The organism is Pseudarthrobacter sp. NPDC092419, assembly GCF_044755045.1.
Taxonomy (GTDB): Bacteria; Actinomycetota; Actinomycetes; order Actinomycetales; family Micrococcaceae; genus Arthrobacter.
On the sequence record NZ_JBIVQF010000002.1, the window covers coordinates 168,178 to 188,655 of the forward strand.

Genomic DNA, 20,478 nt, shown 5'->3' on the forward strand with positions numbered 1-20,478 from the left:
GGCGAGGAAACGGGCGGCTGCGATCACGTCCATCGAAAGCCCGCCGGCGCTGCGGGAATGGAAGGTGAGGGCCGCCCGCGTCCCCTGCCACTCCCTGCAGCAGTCCAGCCGAAGCCGCACGGCCAGCGAACTGGCCAGTCCGGCGTCGTACATCTGTTCGGCGTACTGCGGCCAGCGCACGTCTCCGCTTCCTTGAAGCGCCCCCACGGGGTGGCCGCCCGCGAGCACCGCGCTCGCCGGCCCCTGATGCCTTGCGATTTCCCATTCCAGGAGGCGGGCCGCATCCGGGGAGGTACCGGACACCTGCGCCGGGCGGGTGGGCTGCAGGACTACGAGGCCGCAGTCCACGGGGATTCGGACGTTCGACGCCATCACCGCGGCGGCCGCGGCAGCCAGCCGCAGCAGCGATGCCGAGAGGCTTTCGACGCCGGTGATCGGTTCGAATTCGGCGACTGTGTCCAGGAGGAGGGGGCCGGCGACGGCTGGGGGAGAGGCCTCGGTCTCAAAGGCCTCCTCATCGCCGGCCCCGCTTAGTACCCGGGGCCGGTGCCCAGGGAAACCTGCTGTGTGCCGCATATGCATCGCCAGCCCCACCCCCTCATGAGTCAAGTGCTGCGAGCCAGACCCCCGTTGGCTGTGAGGAAAAACTTAGCCCGGGCGGGTATGGCAGGTAACGCGTAAGGAGTACTCGTTTTTTGGCAGGGCCGGTACTTGGTTTCCCGGGGGAGGGCCGCGGAGTGGCAGGATGGGCGCATGGAACTGCACATCACAGGCGACCCCGCCGCGGATAAGCTGCTCAGCGAAGATGACTTCGCGCTGTTGACCGGAATGCTGCTGGACCAGCAGGTGACCATGGAATCCGCGTTCGCGGGGCCGGAGAAGATTCGGGCACGGCTCGGCTCCATCGATCCGGAGGCCGTCGCAGGGCACGATCCAAAGGCGTTCGTGGAGCTCTTCAAGGAGCGCCCGGCCGTCCACCGGTTTCCCGGATCCATGGCCGCGCGCGTCCAGGCGCTCGCGGACACCGTGCACACCGAATGGGGCGGCGACACCAAAGCAATCTGGACCAAAGGCGACCCGGACGGCCCTGAGGTGCTGCGAAGGTTGAAGGCATTGCCCGGTTTCGGGGATCAGAAGGCGAAGATCTTCCTTGCGCTGCTGGGCAAGCAGCGCGGGCTGCAGGCTCCTGGCTGGCGCGAGGCCGCAGGCCGATACGGCGAGGCTGGCGCCTACCTTTCGGTGGCGGACATCGTGGACCCCGAATCCCTCGCCAAAGTCCGCGCGTCCAAACAGGCGGCCAAGGCGGCCGCCAAGGCTGCGAAGTAGGCTCCCGTGATCGCACTGCTGGTAATCGACATGCAGAACGCCTACTTCGAGGCGCCCGAACTGGCCGCGCAGCAGGACCGGGTGGTGGCCTCCTGCAACGCGCTCCTGGAGGGCTTCACCGCAACCGGCCACAAGGCCCTCCTAGTAGGGACGGAACACGAGCGGGACAAGTCCACCTGGACGCTGAACATGCTCGACGACGACCAGGGCTTCATCTTCCGCGGCAGCAAGCAGGCCGAGGCCGTGCCGGGCCTGGCCAAGGACGGGCTGCCGCAACTGAACAAGACCCGCGACAGCGCCTTCGTGGGCACCGACCTCCTGGCCCGGCTGCGGAACTGGGGTGCCGAGGAAGTGGTGCTCGCCGGCATCTCAACGCATAACTGCATCGCGCAGACCGGCGCCGACGCCTTTGCGCACAACATCCGCGTTACCTACGCCAGGGACGCGATGGCCTCCGAGGACAGTGAGGACGCCGCGGACATGCTGCGCATCCTGTCCACGGCCTACCGGCAGGCGGTGCAGTCCAACGACGAAATCCTCGCGAAGCTGCGGGGCGGATAGTTTCCACTCCAGGGCCTCCCCACGCCTCAAGAAACGGGTGACGGCGTCACTGCCCGCCGCTGCCTCCGTGGTTTCCGGCGGCGCGGGTAGGGTGGAACTACCGTTCGGCAGTGGGCGGGCCATGCAGTTATGGCTCGAGACCAATGTCCGGAGGGAGAACCGTGCCCCATACAGCTGTCCCACACGAAAGAATCCAGGCCGACGTGGCCCTGCTCCTGCAGAACCTGGTTCTGGAAAGTGGCCCCGTTGTCGATGTGCTTCTCTCGGAGCTGGCCCGGTATGTGGCAGCCACTCTGGGCCCGGACGGCTCGGAAATAGTGTGTGGAATCCGGCTGGACCGGCACAAGAAGGCCTCCGTCGTGGCCGGCAGCGACCCTGCCGCGCAGCTCCTCGATCAGCTGGAAGGCCGTTTCGGCGGCGGCCCCGGGATGACTGCCGTGCACACCCACTCCACGGTCAACGTGCCGGATTTGAGGGGTGAACGGCTGTGGCCGGAGTACGCCGCTGCCGCCGGGAACAACGGGTTTCTTGCCGTGCTGAGCGTTCCGCTGAAGCTCGAAGACGGGTGCCGCGGCGTACTGAACGTCTACGGCAGGGAGGCCGGTGCATTCGACCGCAATGCCGCTGCGGCCGCCGATGCACTGGTGCAGCAGGCGTCGAAGGGGCTCTCGCTCGTGCTGCGGATGGCCAAACTCGAGGACACCCGGGAAGGCATGAGCGCTGCCATGCAGAGCCGGACCGTGATCGATCTTGCCACCGGTGCCATCATGGCCCAGAACAGGTGCGGGCAGGATTCCGCCTTCCGCGTGCTGCAGAAGGCCTCAAACACCCGCAACATGAAGCTCCGGGATGTCGCCGCCGCGGTGGTGGCATCCATCGCCGGCGGGGCGAAAACCTTCACTTACTTCGACGAGTAGGCGGGGACGTCAGCAGGTCAGGACCACCCGGCCGCATTCCACGTAACGTTCGCCAGGGCTGCCTGGCCCCGGAGGCTGGGGTGGAAATAGTCCAGGACGCTGACATCCCCGGCGGTGAAGGGATAGTTGTAGACCGCCCCGCCGTCGTGCCGGCACATGTGCCCGAACTCCTGGCAGACCCGTGCGAGGGAAGCATTGAACGCGAGTTCCCGGTCCACCACGAGTTGCCGGTCAGCGTCAGTGTTGGCGGTGGAGAGCATGGACTGGCAGACCTTGGCCGTGGACCAGACCCACTGCGCGATCTCGCTGCCTTTCAGGACGGACCACAGGTGGTGGACATTAGGGATGCTGCTGACGAAAACCTGGGGCCGGGGCCGCATCTGGTTGAGCGTTTGCAAGGAGGTGCGGATGGAGGTCTCGAAGCTGCCAGGATCCGTCATTCCTCCCGTCGTGGACGTGCAGAGGTCGTTGGCGCCGATCAGGATGGTGACGTACTGGGCCTTCTGTGCCACCGCGGCTCGGCCCTGCGCAGGGAGGTCTGCGGCTTTGGCGCCGCTGCGTGAGTTGTTGTAGTTCTTCCCTGCGATGGCCGGCTGCACGGCCAGCAGCCGCTCGTAGTGGCTGCGGATGCCATCGTACTGGTTGTTCCCGGTGGACCAGGACTGGGCCGGGTGGTCCCCGTACCAGCAGCAGACATCGGCAGCCTGCGAAATCGAGTCGCCAAGGGCGGCCATGCTCTTGGGATAGGCAGCCGCGGCTGCGGGCTGTGCCCCGGCGGCGATGAAGAAGAACAGCAGTGGAATGAGCAGGAACTTCGCGATCTTGCGCACGGCAACCTCCTGGTATGGCCGGCGCTGCGACGGGCCGGCGCCCACAAAAAGACCCTGGAGGCAAAAAGCTACACCCGGTGCCTCGGCTGTGTCGACGGCGGTTCGTCCGTTGCTGCCGATGCGTGGTCGTCGTTGCGCATCCGGAACGCCACCAGGATGCCGGAGGCGGCGGTGAGGACGGCGACGGCGATGATCGCCGCCGGGATCCCGTAGGCGTCCGCGATAAGGCCGGAGAGCAGCGCACCTACGGCGAATCCGCCGTCGCGCCATAGCCGGTAGATCCCGACGGAGCGGGCGCGCCAATGGGGATGGGCGACGTCGCCGATCGCTGCCAGGAGGGTTGGGTAGACCATGGCCGTCCCCACACCCAGGAGGATCGCGGCGGCCAGCCAGATCCCGAAACCTTCACCGAGGCCGGTCATGGCAAGGGCGAGGGCCTGGACAAGCATGCCGCCAACGATCAGCGGCTTGCGGCCTACTTTGTCGGAAAGCCCGCCGGTAAGCAGTTGGCCGGCACCCCATACTGCCGGGTAGGCCGCGGCAAGGATGCCGATCCGGTCAACTCCCAGCCCGGCTCCCGCGAACAGGACGGGAAAGAGGCCCCAGGCAAGGCCGTCGTTGAGGTTGTTGACCAGCCCGGCCTGGCTCACCGAGGACAACGAACGGTCGCGGAAGCTCGTCAGGGAGAAGATCTCCCGGTTGCTCAGGCCAGCGTGGGCGTCGGCGTGGCTGTCCACGTGCCCGCTGGCCTCGGTCTTGGCGTGCTGGTGGGTCTCCCTGACGGTGAGGACGGACAGTCCCAGGCCCACGGCGATGAACGCTGCGCCCAGCAGGAACGGCGCGGGGCGCAGTCCATAATGGGCGGCCACGTAACCCGTTCCCAGTGCGGCACCGGCAACGCCCAGATACCCGGCAGCCTCGTTCAGGCCCATGGCCAGCCCGCGCCGGGCCGGGCCCACCAGATCCATCTTCATCACGATGGTGGTGGACCAGGTCAGGCCCTGGCTGATGCCCAGCACCACATTCGCGGCAACGATCCACCCCCAGGTGGGGGCAGTTATCAGCATCAGCGGAACCGGTAAGGCAATGAGCCAGCCGGCGACAAGGACCGGTTTGCGGCCGTACTGGTCCGAGAGGGTGCCGGCGAAATAGTTCGTGGCGGCCTTGGCCAGGCCGAAGGCCAGGATGTAGGTCAGGGCTCCGGTGTAAAGGTCCAGGGCGAAGATCTGTCCGGCCAGCAGCGGCAGGACCGTCCGTTCCTGGCCAAGCGTTCCGCCGACCATCGCATTGACGGCCACCAGCAGCATGAATTGGGCAAGGTTCTGGCGCAGCCCAAGTGCAGCCGCAATTTCCGGGCTACGCCTGGTCATCGCCGGGCACTCCGCGGTCAACGGGCAGGCTGGCAGCGGCCCACTCGGGGTATCCGGCCTCCAGGCGCGCCGCTGGAATGTCCCGGGCGCGCAGCAGCCGCACCGCGTCATCGGCAAAGACGCAGTACGGACCGCGGCAGTACGCCACCACCGTCTGCCCAGCGGGCAGGTCTTGAAGGCGCGATTCAAGCTCTTCCAGGGGGATGGAGACGGCACCGCTGATATGGCCGGCGCGGAATTCGGGTTCCGGCCGGACATCGACGACGACGACGTCCCCCGCCTCCATGCGCTCGTTCAGTTCCAGCTGGGTCAGGGTGTCAAGCGCGGAGCGGTCGCCCAGGTAGGAGTCGGCAAGCTTTGCCAGTTCCGCGACATGCTCCTCCGCCACCCGCCGGACGGATGCCCAAAGGTCCGCCACCGCGGGGCTGCCCAGCCGGTAGAAGATCCTGGTCCCCTCACGGCGCGTCAGGACCAGTCCGGAGCGGAGGAGTTGCTGGAGATGCTGGGAGGTGTTGGCCACGCTCTGGCCGATCTCCGCGGCGATTTCGTCCACGGCGCGTTCCCCCTGCACCAGTACGTCCACGATTTCAGCCCGGCGGCCGCTGCCCAGCACTTTGGCCACGGATGCGAACGCGTCATACAGCGCGTCCTTCGCTTCCCTGTCTCCCACAGAACACCTTCCCTTTTATTCAAGTAGATGCTTGACAAGATACCCCGTCCAGGTGTCGAATTCAAATATTCAAGCTATCACTTGAATATTAACCGCCGACCGCATCGGCCGGCCCAGAAGGAGAGAGCAATGCCATGACTAATGCAACAACCGCCCGCAATGGCATCGACGTGGACGGGCTCTTGGCAACCATCGACGCCATCAAATCGGACCCGGGCCTCGGGACGTTTACGTTCAAAGCCACCAGCACCTGGCGCGGAGGCACGTACAACACCGGGCGTATCCAAGGGTTCACCCAGGCGGGTCAGCCCGACACGACCCGCGCGGAGGCCTTTGAGCTCGAAGGGGACGAACCCCCGGTGCTCCTGGGCAACAACCGGGGGCCCAATGCCGTGGAACTCCTGCTCCAGGCGCTGGGCTTCTGCTACGCAGTGGGCTACGCCGCCAATGCCGCGGCCCAGGGGATCGAACTGACCGACCTCGCGTTTGAGTTGGAGGGAGACCTCGACGTGGGGCCGTTCCTCGGACTCGACGGACCGCGGCCCGGCTTCACCGCAATCCGCGCAAAGGCCCGCGTGGCAAGCCCGAACGCCACTGCCGAGCAGCTTCAGGCCCTGTGCCGTTACGTGCAGAAGACCTCTCCCGTGCGCGACTGCCTGGCCAACCAGGTCCCCGTGGAAACTACGCTGGAAATCCACTAGGGCCGGCATCGCGGGGCGGAAGCGGAGGGGGAGCCGATTCCGTCCCGGACGTTTGTGACCATCTGTCATGGCCGCCAACGTGAAGGGTCCCGCTTATGCTCCAGCCCGCCCGCCGCACCGTTTACGCCATGCTAGTACTGCCGGTATTGCTGGTTTTATCCACTCTGGCCGGGCTTCCGGCCCGGGCCCAGGACCAGCCGTCGCCGATCGCAGACGACCCCACCATCCACGCGGGCCACGGGGCCGCCGCGGACGGCCCGGAAACCCGGTTCGTGGTCAAGGACCCTGCAGCCGCCCCGGTCAAAGGAGAGTTGCCCACGCTGGCTGTGTCGCGTGACGTCATGGCCGCCTTCATGTACCGGTTCTCGGCGTACACGTCCCGCTCATAGCCTGGAAACCCGGACTGGAAGCGGGCGCGAGGGCGGGCTGTCAGGACTCGCATTCCTTGCAGTACTTCTTCCCGTCCTTTTCCCGCGCCAGCTGGCTGCGGTGATGGACCAGGAAGCAGGACATGCAGGTGAATTCGTCGGACTGTACCGGAACCACCTGGATCTGGAGTTCCTCCTGGGACAGGTCCGCGCCGGGCAGCTCGAAGCTGTCCGCAAGGTCCGTCTCGTCAACGTCAGGAACGGCCTCGCGGCGGCCGGCCTTGTCCGTCTTCAGGCCCTCGAGGTCGTTGGCCGGTTCCTCCCCGGGCGTTGCCCGCGGGGCGTCGTAGTCAACTGACATGGCTACTCCTCCTGTTCGGCTGGTGGCCAGATTACCTGGACAGTGCTGAAACCGGGACGGGCCCTCAGATATTCCCGGGCGGTGGCGCCCGCATTCGCTGGTAGGTAGACTGGTCTACCTACCAGCGAATCGAGGATCTGCCGTGTCCGCCCAAAAGACCCAAGCGCCGTCCCGGCGGCCCGCCCGGGAGCTTCTGCTCGAAGCTGCGGCGGAGCTTTTTTACGCCAACGGGGTGGCCGGCACCGGCATCGATGCCATTACCGCTGAAGCCGGGGTGGCCAAGAAGAGCCTCTACAACAATTTCGCGTCCAAAGCGGACCTGGTGGCGGCCTACCTCGAAGCCCGGCACGCGGAATGGCTGGACCTTTACAGCGCCCGCGCTGCTACCGCGGCCAACCCCAGCGAGCGGGTTCTGGCCGTCTTCGATGCCTACGCCGACCACGCCAATTCCGCGTACCGGCACGGCTTCCGTGGCTGCGGGCTTCTCAACGCAGCCGCGGAATTCCCGGCGGGAGATGGAGGCCGGGACGCGGTGCGGCGTCACAAGGAAGATGTGGAGGAACTGCTGGCAGCGGCGGTGCGCGAGCTGCTGCCCGAAACGCAGGAGCGTGCCGCGGAGGTCGCCCGGCACCTGGCCTTCCTCCTCGAGGGGTCCATGGCGCGCGCTGGCCTCGAAGGGGATGACACCAGGCTGCGCGACGCGCGGCGCATCGCCGTCGAGATCCTGGCTGCCCTGTGACGGGCCGTGGCGGGGACTCCGGAGCGGGCCGGAACCGGCACGGCAGGGCGGCCCGCTGGGGTGCCCTGTCCGTGGTGGGCGCATCGGTCCTGTGGGGCACCACCGGAACGGCGGCCACCTTGGCCCCGGCGGTGAGCCCCTTGGCGATCGGTGCGGCCGCCATGGGAGTGGGCGGGCTCCTGCAGGCTCTGTATGCCGGGCGGGCCATCGCCGGGCACCGCTTCCACATCGGCGCGCGCTGGCGGCTGGTGGCGCTCGGCGCCGTGGCCGTCGCCGTCTACCCGCTGGCCTTTTACAGCTCCATGCGCCTGTCCGGCGTGGCAGTGGGAACGGTGGTGTCCATCGGCTCAGCCCCCATTGCGGCGGCACTGATCGAACGGTTCGCCGACCGGAAACCCCTCACGCGCCGGTGGACCGCAGGGGCACTGCTGGGCATCTCCGGCGCCGCGCTGCTTTCCTTCTCGGGCCACGCCCCGGCAGGCATTCCGGTCCCGGGCGGTCCCTCCAGCCCATGGGGTACGACGGCGGGAATCGCCTTGGGCCTGCTGGCCGGCGGTACGTACGCGCTTTATTCATGGGCGGCGCATCGCCTGATCGGCGGGGGCATTTCCTCGCGGGCCGCCATGGGAGCGGTCTTCGGCCTGGGCGGCCTGATGCTGATGCCCGTGCTCGCGCTCACGGGTGCGCCACTCCTCGCGTCCTGGACAAACTTCTCGGTGGGCGCCTATATGGCCGTGGTACCGATGTTCGCCGGCTACGTCCTCTTCGGCTGGGGGCTGGCCCGGACCGGCGCCAGCACCGCCACCAGTATCTCCCTCCTGGAAACGGTGGTGGCGGCGGTCCTTGCGGTGCTGGTCGTGGGGGAGCGGCTCCCGGCGCCTGCTTGGCTCGGCGCCGCCGTCGTGCTGGGCAGCCTGTTCATCCTCACGCCCGGGAGGGAACGTGCCGCCGGTCCGACGGCGACCCCGCGTGAGCTGCCGGGTTCCCCCAAGCGCCCGGAACCGGCTCAGTCCGCGACATCCTAGCGGGGCCCGCCGTCCAGCACGCGGACTCCGCGGGTGGGGACGTGGGCGGTGATCTTGGCCGCCTGCCGGGGACCGGGCATCAATGGAGCCATCTTAGGCAAGCGCGAGGCACGCGGGATGGGCTTATATTGAGGGATGGAATCCTCCGGCGCGCATGACCAGTTCCTGCAACTGCATGACCTCATCATCGGCAGCAACAATGTCAACGATTTCCTGGGGGAACTGTCCGTCGTGGCCGCCGGTACCCTGAGCCAGACGGCCGGCAGCCCCATCGACTGCGGCGTGACCCTGCGGAGGCGTAAACGCAGTACCACCGTGGCCGGCAGCAGCGACCGGGCCCGGGAGTTGGACCGGCTGGAGCAGGCGCTGGGCCAAGGACCTTGCCTCACAGCCATGGAGGCCATGAAGCCGGTGCTGCTCGCCGACGTGGCCACTGACAACCGCTGGCCGGAGTACCAGAGAGTCCTGGCGGAACATGGCTGCCGGGCGGTGCTGGGCGTGCCGCTGGCCCTGGACGAGAACCACGCCGCCGCACTGAACTTTTTCGCCGTCGAGCCCGACACCTTCACCGAGGACATCGTCAAGCGCGCCGAAAGTTTCGCCGGCCTGGCCGGACGGGCGCTGCGGCTGGCCTTGAAGATCTCGGACGCCCAGAACCTTGCCGACGACCTTACGGCGGCCCTGCAGAACCGCACCACCATCGACCTGGCCTGCGGCGTCATCATGGCGCAAAACCGCTGTTCCCAGGAGGAAGCGATGGCCTTGCTCACGAAGGCCTCCTCGCACCGCAACCAGAAGCTGCGGGAACTGGCAGCCGAGATCCTGGGCAGGGTGGGCGCGGGAACGGTCAGCACCCACTTCGACCCGTAGGCGCGGCCCCTCAGCCGGGCGCGGGTTTCGGCAGAACGCCGCCCTGCAATAATCTGGACCAACGGTTGTGCACGGGGGTGCAAGCGCCCGGTGCAACAGGCAGCACTGTAAGTTCGGGCCCACCACACCACGCGAGGCGGACACGCATGACGGCTTCAGACCAGCAGCACCCAGAACAGCCTGACCCCCACCTGCTCCAGCAACTGGCGGACGCCCACGGAGTGGAAACTTCGTTCCAGGGCTGGGACGGGCTGCCGCACTCCGTGGCCGAAGGCACCCTCATCAAGGTCCTCGCAGCGCTGGGCGTCGAGGCCGGCACGGATGAACAGATCCGGGCGGCGCTGGTGGAAGCAGAACTGGCGCCGTGGCGGCGGATGCTGCCTCCCGCCGTCGTCATCCAGGAAGGTGAGCCGGCGCAAGTGCCGGTCCATGCCCCCGACGGCGCCCCGGTGAGCCTGGCCGTCACGCTCGAGGACGGCTCCGGCAGCCGCGATCCTGTCCGGCAGAAGGCCCGCCTGGCGCCGGTGAACGTTGACGGCGTGCCCACGGCGCGGGCCATCTTCGCACTGCCGCAGGACCTGCCGCTGGGGTGGCACACCCTGCACGCCGAGGCCGGCGACGCCACGGCCACCGCCACCCTGGTGGTCACCCCCGCCAGGCTCAGTACGGCGCGGCAGTTGGAGGAACGCCGGGGCTGGGGACTGGCAACCCAGCTGTACTCGGTCCGGTCACGGCGCTCCTGGGGCATCGGCGACTTCTCGGACCTGGCGGACCTGGCCGCGCTCAGCGGCACCCGGGGAGCCGACTATGTGCTGGTCAACCCGCTGCACGCCGCCGAGCCGGTCCCTCCAGTCCAGCCATCGCCCTACTCGCCGTCCACGCGCAGATTCTTCAACCCGCTCTACATCCGTATCGAGGACATTCCGGAGCTCGCGTACCTGAAACCGCGCCGCCGGGCAGCGGTGGAGAAGCTCCGCGAGGAGGTGGCCGCGCTGAACCGGGAAGGCGGCCGGCTGGACCGGGACGCCGTGTATGCCGCGAAGCTCCAGGCACTGGAAATGCTCTACCACTCCCGCCGTCTTCCTGCGCGGCAGGCCGCCTTTGACGCCTTCTGCCGGGCGTCCGGCCAGGGGCTGGAGGACTTTGCGCTATGGTCCGCCCTCCGTGAGGACATCCCCGCCGATGATCCCCGCTGGACCGACCCCGGCTTTGCGCTCGGCAGCCCGGAGGCCGAATCGCTCCGCGAGAAGCTGGCGGACCGCATCGGGTTCCATCGCTGGCTTCAGTGGATCTGCGATGAGCAGCTGGAGGACGCCCAGCGCGCCGCCCTTCGGGCCGGGATGCGGCTGGGTGTGGTGCACGACCTCGCCGTGGGCGTGGACCACAGCAGCGCCGACGCCTGGACGCTCCGGAACGTCCTGGCCGCGGGGATCAGCGTGGGGTGCCCGCCGGACATGTACAACCAGCAGGGCCAGGACTGGGGCCAGCCGCCGTGGCACCCGGCGCGGTTGGCCGAAGCAGGCTACCTGCCGTTCCGGAACATGCTGGCCACTGTGCTGCGGCACGCCGGCGGCATCCGCGTGGACCACGTCCTGGGCTTGTTCCGGCTTTGGTGGATCCCCCGCGGGAACACACCCGGGGACGGAGCCTACGTCCGTTATGACCACGAGGCGCTGATCGGCATCCTTGCACTGGAGGCGCACCGCGCCGGCGCCGTAGTGATCGGGGAGGACCTGGGCACTTTCGAACCCTGGGTGCGGGACTACCTCGCCGCCCGCGGCATCCTGGGCACGTCCATCCTCTGGTTCGAGTACGACGGCGACGCCCCCCTTGCGCCCGAAAAGTACCGGACGCAGGCGCTCGCCAGCGTCAACACCCACGACCTGCCGCCCACCGCGGGGTACCTCGCCGGGGACCACGTGGGCCTGCGCAGCCGGCTGGGCCTGTTGGAACGCTCCGAGGCGGAAGAACGCGCCGAGCACGAGGCATCCCTGGAGAAGATGTTCGCACTGCTCCGGGAACGCGGCTACCTGGCCGGAGAAGCGTCGGAGGAACGCACCATCGAGGCGCTGCACCTCCTGCTCAGCCAGACGCCGTCGGCCCTTCTGGGCGTGGCACTGGTGGACGCGGTGGGGGAGCGGCGCGTGCAGAACCAGCCCGGCACCACCGGGGAGGTGTATCCGAACTGGCAGGTGCCCCTGGGCGGGCCGGACGGGAAGCCGGTCCTGCTGGACGACCTCCCGGCCAACCCCCGGTTCAATGCGCTGCTGGCCGCCGTGGACCGCTCCCTCCACCCCTGACCCGCGTCCGGTTCAGCTGGAGGTGATTACGTGGGTGGCGTGGTCGTAGGTGAAGGTCACCGGCCCGCCGTCGTGCTCCAACACGAGGTTGCTTCCGTTGCGGATCCCCTCGGCACCGTAGTTCTCTTCCCAGGTGCCGTTCAGGGCCGCTTTGTATTCATAGCTGCCCGCGGGAAGGTCGACGGTCAGCCGCCACATGCCGTCCGGGGCCAGGGTCATCATCGCCTCAGCGCAGGACGGATCCCACTGGTTCGTGCAGCCCATCGCCTGGTTCAGCGAGCCGGCCACCGAGACCGAATCGGGCTGCGGCGCGTCACCCACCGTCACCGCCCGCGGCTGGCTGGCCACCGTGAAGCCGGGACCGGCCATGGTGGCCCGGTACTGCACGCGGGTTCCGTCCGGCAGACCGGAGACGTCGTCGGTCACCGAGTACACGGGCGAGGAGCTGTCCGTGCCCAGCGACGTCCACGCCCCGCCGTCGACGCTGCGCTCCAGCGACACCACGTGGCTGGCCTTCTCCGGATCGGCCGTGGCGCTGACCTCGACGGAGCCCTTGACGTTGCTGCCTTCGGCGGGCGACTGCATGGTCAGGACCGGCGCGGGAACCGTGGCGCCCACGACTGGGCTGGTGCGGGTGTGCCCGCCGTTGTCCAGCACGGTGGCCCGGTACTCAACCGCCGCGCCCGGGTCCAGCGCGGCGACGTCGTGGAACACGCGGTACGGTGCGGTGTCATCGGTGCCGATCGACTCCCACTGCCCGCCTGCCGTCCGCGCCTCGAAGGTGACCTCGTAGAACGAAGAACCGCCGACGTCGGCCGTCACCTCGATGCGCCCGTTGTCACCGGAGGCGGCCTTCGGGGCCTGGAGTCCGACGGCCGGAGCTGCCTTGGAGTGCGGGATCCTGCCCGATGACTGGTAGACGACGGCGCTCAGCGGGGGAACGGTCACGGTCAGCGTGCTGTCCGCGGAGGTTTTGGTCTCGGCGGCGGCGTCGCCATAGATCCGGGTGAAGCTGCGCTTTGCCACATAGGTGGGAACCTCGGCGGTCCGGGTCTCTTCACTGTTGTTCAGGGCCACCACGTACTCGCGCTGGTCCTGGGCGTCGGTGCGGGAGAACGCGTAGATTCCGGAACCTTCGGAGGCGTACCGGTGCTGGTGCGCGCCGTCCCGGAGGGCCGGATGCTCCTTGGTCAGCGCCGCGAGCCCGCTGATCTTGGCGTAGAGCGGGTGGTCCGTGGCGAAGTTGTCCGTGGCATGCGTGGCGGCTGTCCCCAGCAGGTCGTCGTCCAGGTAGTCGGAAACCTGGCTGGCGAACAACGTCTGGCGGGCGTCCTGATCGCCGCCGGGGCCGGTGAAGCCCTGTTCGTCGCCGTAGTAGACCACCGGATTGCCGCGGGAGAAGTACATCAGCTCATGGGCCAGCCCGTCCCGGGCCACCTTTTCGGCGTCTGTCGCCTCGGGGTTGTCCGCGGCGATGAAGCTCCCGATGCGGCCCATGTCGTGGTTACCCAGGAAGGTGGGCAGCTGGTAGACGTTGGAATCGGCGTCGGTGTACCAGTCGTCGCCGGCGAAGAAGGTTTCCAGTTCCCTGGTGTCCTTGCTTCGGGAGGCGAAGTTGCGGGCGGCGTCCTGGAACGGGAAGTCGAGCACGGCCTGCATCCGGTTGCGGGTGGTGAACTGGGAGGTGAAGCTCTTGGTGGTGTCGAAGACTTCGCCGAACATGAAGAACTCGTCCTTGCCCTGTTCCTTGGCGTAGGCCAGCACGTCGGGCCCGAACTCCTGCCAGAACTCATCATTGACGTGTTTCATAGTGTCGATCCGGAAACCGTCCACGCCGAAGTCGCCGATCCAGGTTTGGTAGATCTCCTTCATCCCGTCCACCACTTTGGGGTGTTCGGTGAACAGGTCGTCCAGGCCGAAGAAGTCGCCATAGTAGGCGTCCTCGCCGGTGAAAGTGGTGTCCCCGCGGTTGTGGTACAGGCTGGGGTCGTTGAGCCAGGCCGGCACCTTGAGGTCCTCCTCGCCGGGCTCCAGCAGCGGCGTGTAGGGGAATGACGTGGCCGGATCCAGGTCCGGGAAGCTCTCCAGCCCGGCGAAGTCACGGTCGTCGAACGCTTCGCCTGCCGCGGTCCGGTAAGGCTCCGCGTCCTTGGAGATGTACGGCCGGCGGGCGCCTTCCTCGTAGCCGATCACATCGGCGGTGTGGTTGGTGATGATGTCGAAGTACACCTTCATGCCGCGCTTGTGCGCCTCATCAATCAGGGCCTTCAGCTCATCGTTGGTGCCCAGGTGCGGGTCGATCTGGGTGAAGTCCGTGATCCAGTACCCGTGGTAGCCGGCCGACCGGTCCTCCGGCTGGACGGCTTTGTTCTTGAAGCTCGGCGTGAGCCAGATGGACGTGGTGCCCAAGTCCTGGATGTAGTCGATCTTGCCGAGCAGACCAGCCAGGTCACCGCCGTTGTAGAAGCCCTTGCTGGTGGGGTCGAAGCCGGAAACCATGGGGTCGGGTCCCAGGCCTCCGTCGTCGTTGGCGGTGCTGCCGTTGCTGAAGCGGTCCGCCATGACGAAATAGAAGTTCTCATCCGTCACCGGGGCGCGGAGAGAGTGAAGGGCCGACGATGACGGCCGGCTCTTGCCATCCTGCCCGGACTGCGCGGGGGTTGCTGCAGCCGGCAGGACGGCGGCGGACGCGGCAAGGGCAGCGGCGAGGAGGCCTGCCGCGGCGATGCTGAGGGGCTTGGGTGGGCGTGCGTCGGGACGGCGGAATATGGTGGGAATCAACGGTGAGACCTTCCTGATGGCGGCGCTGCTGCACAGGTCAACGAAGCGACAGTGTGGAACAGGTCACAACTGTAAGCGCTTCCACAGAATTTCTCCAGCGTTTGGGTAAGTTGCCGAGATCACGTTTACCTTGTATTTTTAGCCTCACAGCGGTCTTTCGGGCGGCGTACAGGCTCAGGCCCGCCTATCCAATCCGGACGATCAGCAGCAGGGCCTTTCCTCATGCTTCCTCCGGCGAACCTCCTTGGTACAGAGCGCACTCGGGATGCCCTGCGGCGCGCTGAAACCGCCGGGGACTGGCCCGGTGGTCGCTTCGTGTCCTAGGGGGACTTTGACGTTATGACTGCTGTTTCTAAATGGGTCGCTGCCGGTGCGTCGGCAGCTGTTGTGGCCGGAGGGCTGTTTCTTGGAGCCCCGGCCGCCAGCGCGGCACCGGGTGACGCGGCCTGCCTGCAGGCTTCCACCCAGTTTGAGGCCGCGCTCTCCGCGGCCGGCATCACTGAGGAAACGGTTACCCGGCTTGAGGCTGCTGCCGAGGCCGCTGCCGTCGCCGAGGCCAAGTACTTTGAGCTGGTAGAGGCTGCCGGTGCCGACCTCAACGCCCAGCTCGGAGCCGCAGAGGCAGAGCTCGAGGCTGCCACGACCGCCGTCGCTGACGCCGAAGCCGCCCTGGCGGCCGCTCAGGAGGCGGGCGACGCTGACGCCATCGCTGAAGCCGAGGCTGCCCGGGACGCTGCTGTCCTCGCCGAGAACGAAGCCGGCCAGAAGGTCGACGACCTGAACGCGGCCTATGAGGCAGCCATCAGCACCCCGGAGATCCTCGCTGCCGAGGATGCCTACGAGGCCGCGCTCGCCGAATTTGAGACTGCCCTGGGTGCTGTCTCGCTGGACGAAGAGACGGCGGCCAACCTCCTGGCGCTCTTCAAGGCATTCCTGGCGGCCTGCAATCCGGACGCCATCGGGGCAGACACGCCCGCTGCCGCTCCGGCTGCGGCGCCAGTGGTTAACAAGGGCCTCAATGTCCAGACCGCCGTTGAAACGGAGCCGGCCACGCACCCAGGCCTGGCGCTCCTGGCCGGCCTCCTCGCCGCTGGCATCGCAGTTCCCGCGGGTGTTGCCCTGCGGATGCGCCGCCTGGAATCGGCCCGCAAGTAACAACCCGCAGTGGAACCGCGGACCACGGATAACCAGCGCCGGCCTACCCGCCGGCGCTGGTTTGCCGTGTCCGGACTGGGCGCGGCGGGCCTCGCCGCAGCCCTCTTCCTGGCGTCGGCCAACGGAGTGTGGGGGAGTTCCGCCGGAGGTTCAGCGTACGACGGCGGCAGCGCCGGCGTCGAACATTCTTCCGTTCCGTCGGCAGCGGCTCCGTCGGCGGGGTTTTCGTCTCCGGCAGCGGTGCGCAGGCCGGCGGGTCCGGCGGCCGCCGCGCCTTTGCACGTGTCCATCAAGGCCGCCGATTTCGACGTCCGCGTATTGCCGCTGACGGTCAGCGGGGACGAGCTCGCCGCGGGGTCGCTGGTTCCGCCGCTGACGCTGGAGGCCTACTGGCTGACCAACTACGGTGTGCCCGGGCATGGGTCGGTGAATACGACCTACATCGCCGGCCACAGCTGGGACGGCGGCGATGCCCCGTTCAACCGGCTGAGCAACACCGGCCTGGTGGGCCAGCCCGTCACCGTGACCACGGCGAAGGGTGTGCTGAACTACGCGGTGGATTCCGTTACCACCTACGACAAGAACACCCTCCGTGACAGCGACATTTGGAACGTGGTGCCCAATCGGGTGGTCCTGATCAGCTGTTATACGGAGGATCCCTGGGGCAAGAACGTGGTGGTCACCGCCTCGCCCCGGCGCTGACGGCGGCCTGCGAAAAAACCTGAACACGTCGCTGGCCGCCGCGTCCCCCAAGGATCGCGACGGCCAGCAAGGATTTTCAGTTGTAGCACACGGCGGCGGGTTCCCCGTTGTCACACGGGCTGCCCGGCATCACGTGCGGCTGCTACGGCTTGGTGCCGTTCCCGGTTGAGGTCCCCAGGTTGGTGGTTTCCGGGTGCGTGCTGTGGGCGGGGATGTGGTCCTCGCCCAGTCCTTCGGCAGCTGCCGGAGATTCGGAGCCGGTGCCGGCGGGTTCGCTGCCGGAGTTCGCCGCCGAGTCGTTGCGGTGCACGGCGGAACCAACCACGGTTCCGGCGCGCCGGGCAGCCTCGGTCAGCTGTTCGGCCATGATCGGAGCCTTTTCCTTGATTGCTCCGGTGGCCACGGTGACCTTTTCCTGCACGGGCTGGCTGTCCCAGATGCCGGCGGCGCGGGCCTTGAGCTTGTCATAGGCGGCGCGGCCGGAACGTGATCCAAGAATGTAACCTGTGGCGATTCCCACGCCCAAAAGAAGCTTGTTTTTCACGTCGAACTCCTGTTCCGTGAGGGGTTTTGCGGTCCCGGCCGATTCAGGCCGGATATGCCGGGGGTAAAGAAAACCGGCCCGGGGATGATGTCCCCCAGGCCGGTTTCCTGGCGCTCGCGTCAGTTATCCGCGTGCGCTGCGCTTGGTGATCATGCCGTACACCAGCAGCACGATAAGTGCGCCGCCGATGGCCAGCAGCCACGTCTGCAGGGAGAAGAACTCCTGCAGTCCGCTGCCGAAGATCATGCCGCCGATCCAGCCGCCGAGGAGTGCTCCTACGACGCCCAGGACGAGCGTGATCAGCCAGCCGCCACCCTGCCTACCCGGCAGGATCGCCTTGGCGATGGCACCAGCAATAAGTCCGAGAATCAGAAATGCAATAAATCCCATTTTTCGTTCCTCTTCCTAGTAAAGGAGGCCTCCGGATTCCGGAAGCACTTCATCCTTCTGGCTCAATAGTAATCATGCTTACTATCGATTTGCCAACCCGACGCGCGGAAAAAGTCCATGTCAGGAGCGTGGCGGTCAGGCGCCTGGCCCGGATTGGTGCGGCGGAAGTCAGCGTTCGTCGAGGCGGAAGCCGATCTTGATGGTGACCTGCCAGTCAGCGATTTTGCCGTCCTCGAGGTGTCCGCGGATCTCCTTGACCTCGAACCAGTCAAGGTTCCGGACCGTCTTGGCGGCCTGGGCGATGCCGTTGCGGACGGCGTCATCCACGCCCTGGTCCGACGTGCCGACAATTTCAGAAATGCTGTACGTGTGATTGGACAACTTCGCTCCTCATGATTGCCGATGATCCCGGTTGCGGGCGTCCTTGAAGACTAGTGGCGAATCCGGGCACTGGCCAGAGCGGGGATACCTACTTGGCCTGCAGGACCAGCGTCTTCAGATCATCGAGGGTCTGCTGCATGTGGGCGTCCATGGCCTCGCGGGCCCGGACGGCATTGCCGGATTTGAGTGCATCCGCGATGGTCTGGTGGTGCCCGATGGCGTGTTCCTGGATGGCGGGCACGGCCGAGGTTTCGGTGCGGCGTTGCTCCAGAACGCGGTGCAGCGGCTCGAACAGGACGGAGACGAAGACGTTGCCGGAGGCCTGCAGGATCAGGTCATGGAAGGCCAGGTCCGCTGCCACGAATGCGGCGACATCGTTGATGCCGTGGGCCTGCCGCATCGCATCCACGTAGGCGAAGAGCTGCCCGGTTTCCTCTGCCGTGATGCGGCCGGCGGCCAGCTCGCAGGCGCCCGTTTCCAGCATGCGGCGCAACTCAATGAGCTGGACCGCGGCATCGGCGTCGTTCTTGCCTTCGGACGCCGCGCGCAGGACCGCTTCGAGAGAACTCCATTTGTTGAGCGGATTGACGAAGGTTCCGCGGCCGCGCTCCACGCTGAGGATGCGCTGCGCCTGGAGCGTTTTCATGGCTTCCCTGACGGTCATCCGGCTGACCTCGTGCCGGGCGCTGAGCTCGTGCTCGCCGGGGACAGTGGCGCCGGGCGGAAATTCGCCCTGGATGATGCGGTCCAGCAGCTCGTCGGCTACCACGCCCACCAGGGATTTCCTTGCCATGCCGCCCCCATCGTGCCTGCGCCTGCGCATGTCGCAGGGAGGTCAAAGTCTACTTGCGCTGCTTTATGCCGTATGCCACACTAACAGCAGATGCTAGATGTAAGACATCTGACAGATCGCCGAAAACACCACAATGGAGTGAAACCGTGACCCTTGAAGCAGACGTCCTCGCCGCCTTTCCGGCAGAGGTCCGGATTCCCGCGTCCTTGGTTGCCAGCGCCGTGGCCGCCGCCAACGCCGAGTCGCCCAAGGTCCTGGTAGTGCTCGATGACGACCCCACCGGTACTCAGTCCGTTGCGGATCTGCCCGTACTCACCAGTTGGGACGTCCCGGACTTTGAATGGGCGTTCGCCCACATCGCGGCGAGCGGCTGCGGCCCCGCCGTCTATGTCCTTACCAACACCCGCAGCCTTGACCCCGCCGAAGCTGCCGCCCGGAACCAGGAAGTGGTCCGCAGCGCCCTTGCCGCCGCCAACAATTCCGGTACCGGTTCCGGCGCCGGGCTGCGGCTCGGCTTCGTGAGCCGCAGCGACTCCACCCTCCGCGGTCACTTTCCCCTCGAGCCGGACGTCATCGCCGCCGCCGTCGCCGAGGCCAGCGGTGAGTCCACCGACGGTGTGGTCATGGTTCCTGCCTTCCCCGACGCCGGGCGGGTCACCATCGGCGGCGTGCACTACATGCGCGGCACCGGCGAGGCAGCCGGCACCCTGACCCCCGTGGCCGAAACCGAGTTCGCCCGGGACGCCACCTTCGGCTTCGCCAACTCGGACATGGCCAAGTATGTGGAGGAGAAGTCGCAGGGCCGGTTCCCGGCGGACTCGGTGATCGTCCTGGACCTGAACATCATCCGCGCCGGAGCCGCAGCCGACGGCACGGACGGAGACCCCGCCGTATCCGCCGACGCCATTGCGGATGCCGTCAGCGACGCCAAGGACTCCACCCCGATCGTGGCGGACATCGTCACCGAAAACGACCTCCGTGCCCTGGCGCTGGGCCTGGAAGAGGCAGAACGCCGCGGCAAGAAATTCCTTTACCGTGTGGGCCCGCCGTTCGGCCGCGCCCGCATTGGCCAGGAGATCCGGCCCGAGCTCAACGGCGAGGAGGCCTACGCCGGCCACACCCCGTCCCGGGCGGGCGGTCTGATCGTGGTGGGCTCCCACGTGGGCGTCACCACCCGCCAGCTGAGGGTCCTCACGGACCAGCACAGCGCGGCCCGTATCATCGAAATCGACGTGGAGCGGCTTCTCGCCGGAAGCGAAGAGCAGGCTGATGCCTACTTGAACCAGACCGTGGACTCCGTGGTCGATGCCCTCCGCGGAGGTGACGTTATCCTCCACACCAGCCGCCTGCTCATCAAGGCGGACGACCCTGCTGAAAGCCTGCGGATCGCGCGCACGGTGTCCGCCGCCGTCGTCGGCGTGGTGAACCGCACCCTGAAGACCTTCCCGCCGCGGTTCGTCATCGCGAAGGGCGGCATCACGTCCTCCGACGTTGCCGCGCATGGCCTGGAGATCCGGCACGCGATCGTCCGCGGCCCCATGCTGCCCGGAATCGTGAGCCTGTGGGAGCCGGTGGACGGGCCGGCCAAGGGCATCCCGTACATCGTCTTTGCCGGGAACGTAGGCGACGACGAGTCCCTCGCCCAGGTCACGCGCAAGCTCAGCAGCACTTTTTAATTTCAAAAGGAACACACC

The 20,478-nt window shown here is 67.3% G+C and carries 21 protein-coding genes; 12 read left to right on the plus strand and 9 right to left on the minus strand.

Annotation, left to right across the window (positions count from 1 at the left end):
* Window positions 1–753: 753 nt before the first annotated feature.
* From ACIQC0_RS04130 to ACIQC0_RS04140, 3 genes are all read left to right on the plus strand, one after another.
* Window positions 754–1,326, plus strand: coding sequence for an HhH-GPD-type base excision DNA repair protein (locus ACIQC0_RS04130; RefSeq protein ID WP_377216552.1), 573 nt, complete (start codon window positions 754–756; stop codon window positions 1,324–1,326).
* Between the two features lie 6 nt (window positions 1,327–1,332).
* A complete protein-coding gene (locus tag ACIQC0_RS04135) occupies window positions 1,333–1,887 on the plus strand; it encodes a cysteine hydrolase family protein (RefSeq protein WP_400532812.1) in 555 nt (184 codons plus the stop codon).
* 161 nt (window positions 1,888–2,048) lie between these two features.
* Entirely contained in the window at window positions 2,049–2,804 is a 756-nt protein-coding gene (locus ACIQC0_RS04140; RefSeq protein ID WP_400532814.1) for a GAF and ANTAR domain-containing protein, read from the plus strand.
* Window positions 2,805–2,821: 17 nt separating this feature from the next.
* Here the strand turns inward: ACIQC0_RS04140 and ACIQC0_RS04145 are convergent, their stop codons facing one another.
* From ACIQC0_RS04145 to ACIQC0_RS04155, 3 genes are all read right to left on the minus strand, one after another.
* Window positions 2,822–3,634 (minus strand): GDSL-type esterase/lipase family protein, encoded by an 813-nt coding sequence (locus ACIQC0_RS04145; RefSeq protein WP_400532816.1) that lies wholly within the window; start codon window positions 3,632–3,634, stop codon window positions 2,822–2,824.
* 68 nt (window positions 3,635–3,702) lie between these two features.
* A complete protein-coding gene (locus tag ACIQC0_RS04150; protein WP_400532818.1) occupies window positions 3,703–5,004 on the minus strand; it encodes an MFS transporter in 1,302 nt (433 codons plus the stop codon).
* Complete coding sequence (locus tag ACIQC0_RS04155) at window positions 4,991–5,674, minus strand: ArsR/SmtB family transcription factor (RefSeq protein WP_377216557.1); 684 nt, start codon at window positions 5,672–5,674, stop codon at window positions 4,991–4,993. The genes ACIQC0_RS04150 and ACIQC0_RS04155 overlap by 14 nt, the downstream gene beginning before the upstream one ends.
* A gap of 134 nt (window positions 5,675–5,808) precedes the next feature.
* On the opposite strand from ACIQC0_RS04155, the gene ACIQC0_RS04160 reads away from it, so the two are divergent.
* The gene (locus ACIQC0_RS04160) at window positions 5,809–6,375 is read left to right on the plus strand and encodes an OsmC family protein (RefSeq protein WP_377216558.1); all 567 of its coding nucleotides are present in this window, start codon (window positions 5,809–5,811) and stop codon (window positions 6,373–6,375) included.
* Window positions 6,376–6,470: 95 nt separating this feature from the next.
* Window positions 6,471–6,764 (plus strand): hypothetical protein, encoded by a 294-nt coding sequence (locus ACIQC0_RS04165; protein WP_400532820.1) that lies wholly within the window; start codon window positions 6,471–6,473, stop codon window positions 6,762–6,764.
* Between the two features lie 40 nt (window positions 6,765–6,804).
* Here ACIQC0_RS04165 and ACIQC0_RS04170 read toward each other — a convergent pair whose 3' ends face one another.
* On the minus strand, window positions 6,805–7,104 hold the full coding sequence (locus tag ACIQC0_RS04170) for a DUF4193 domain-containing protein (RefSeq protein ID WP_377216560.1): 300 nt from the start codon (window positions 7,102–7,104) through the stop codon (window positions 6,805–6,807).
* Between the two features lie 142 nt (window positions 7,105–7,246).
* Between ACIQC0_RS04170 and ACIQC0_RS04175 the strand changes: the two genes are divergently transcribed.
* The 4 genes from ACIQC0_RS04175 to malQ all read left to right on the plus strand — a co-directional run bounded on the left by ACIQC0_RS04175 (window position 7,247) and on the right by malQ (window position 12,038).
* Window positions 7,247–7,843 carry a TetR/AcrR family transcriptional regulator gene (locus ACIQC0_RS04175; protein WP_400532822.1) on the plus strand — a complete coding sequence of 199 codons (597 nt, stop codon included), beginning with the start codon at window positions 7,247–7,249 and terminating at the stop codon, window positions 7,841–7,843.
* Window positions 7,840–8,868 (plus strand): DMT family transporter, encoded by a 1,029-nt coding sequence (locus ACIQC0_RS04180; protein WP_400532824.1) that lies wholly within the window; start codon window positions 7,840–7,842, stop codon window positions 8,866–8,868. The genes ACIQC0_RS04175 and ACIQC0_RS04180 overlap by 4 nt, the downstream gene beginning before the upstream one ends.
* A 135-nt stretch (window positions 8,869–9,003) precedes the next feature.
* Complete coding sequence (locus tag ACIQC0_RS04185; RefSeq protein ID WP_400532826.1) at window positions 9,004–9,738, plus strand: GAF and ANTAR domain-containing protein; 735 nt, start codon at window positions 9,004–9,006, stop codon at window positions 9,736–9,738.
* Window positions 9,739–9,884: 146 nt separating this feature from the next.
* Window positions 9,885–12,038, plus strand: a complete 2,154-nt coding sequence (malQ, locus tag ACIQC0_RS04190) for a 4-alpha-glucanotransferase (RefSeq protein WP_400532828.1) — start codon at window positions 9,885–9,887, stop codon at window positions 12,036–12,038.
* Between the two features lie 12 nt (window positions 12,039–12,050).
* Here the strand turns inward: malQ and ACIQC0_RS04195 are convergent, their stop codons facing one another.
* Window positions 12,051–14,819: an alpha-amylase family glycosyl hydrolase gene (locus tag ACIQC0_RS04195; RefSeq protein WP_400532830.1), complete on the minus strand. Its 2,769-nt coding sequence runs from the start codon at window positions 14,817–14,819 to the stop codon at window positions 12,051–12,053.
* Between the two features lie 339 nt (window positions 14,820–15,158).
* Between ACIQC0_RS04195 and ACIQC0_RS04200 the strand changes: the two genes are divergently transcribed.
* Together ACIQC0_RS04200 and ACIQC0_RS04205 are read left to right on the plus strand one after the other, a co-directional pair.
* On the plus strand, window positions 15,159–15,974 hold the full coding sequence (locus tag ACIQC0_RS04200; RefSeq protein ID WP_400532832.1) for a hypothetical protein: 816 nt from the start codon (window positions 15,159–15,161) through the stop codon (window positions 15,972–15,974).
* A gap of 9 nt (window positions 15,975–15,983) precedes the next feature.
* On the plus strand, window positions 15,984–16,676 hold the full coding sequence (locus tag ACIQC0_RS04205) for a class F sortase (protein WP_377216567.1): 693 nt from the start codon (window positions 15,984–15,986) through the stop codon (window positions 16,674–16,676).
* 142 nt (window positions 16,677–16,818) lie between these two features.
* Here the strand turns inward: ACIQC0_RS04205 and ACIQC0_RS04210 are convergent, their stop codons facing one another.
* The 4 genes from ACIQC0_RS04210 to ACIQC0_RS04225 form a co-directional block, all read right to left on the minus strand.
* Window positions 16,819–17,220 carry a YtxH domain-containing protein gene (locus tag ACIQC0_RS04210; protein ID WP_400532834.1) on the minus strand — a complete coding sequence of 134 codons (402 nt, stop codon included), beginning with the start codon at window positions 17,218–17,220 and terminating at the stop codon, window positions 16,819–16,821.
* Window positions 17,221–17,343: 123 nt separating this feature from the next.
* Window positions 17,344–17,610: a GlsB/YeaQ/YmgE family stress response membrane protein gene (locus tag ACIQC0_RS04215; RefSeq protein WP_377216569.1), complete on the minus strand. Its 267-nt coding sequence runs from the start codon at window positions 17,608–17,610 to the stop codon at window positions 17,344–17,346.
* A 168-nt stretch (window positions 17,611–17,778) separates the two neighbouring features.
* On the minus strand, window positions 17,779–17,991 hold the full coding sequence (locus ACIQC0_RS04220; protein ID WP_377216570.1) for a dodecin: 213 nt from the start codon (window positions 17,989–17,991) through the stop codon (window positions 17,779–17,781).
* A gap of 88 nt (window positions 17,992–18,079) precedes the next feature.
* The gene (locus ACIQC0_RS04225) at window positions 18,080–18,784 is read right to left on the minus strand and encodes a FadR/GntR family transcriptional regulator (protein ID WP_377216571.1); all 705 of its coding nucleotides are present in this window, start codon (window positions 18,782–18,784) and stop codon (window positions 18,080–18,082) included.
* 146 nt (window positions 18,785–18,930) lie between these two features.
* Here ACIQC0_RS04225 and ACIQC0_RS04230 point away from each other — a divergent pair, with 146 nt between their 5' ends.
* Window positions 18,931–20,460 (plus strand): four-carbon acid sugar kinase family protein, encoded by a 1,530-nt coding sequence (locus tag ACIQC0_RS04230; RefSeq protein WP_400532837.1) that lies wholly within the window; start codon window positions 18,931–18,933, stop codon window positions 20,458–20,460.
* The last annotated feature ends 18 nt before the right edge of the window (window positions 20,461–20,478 follow it).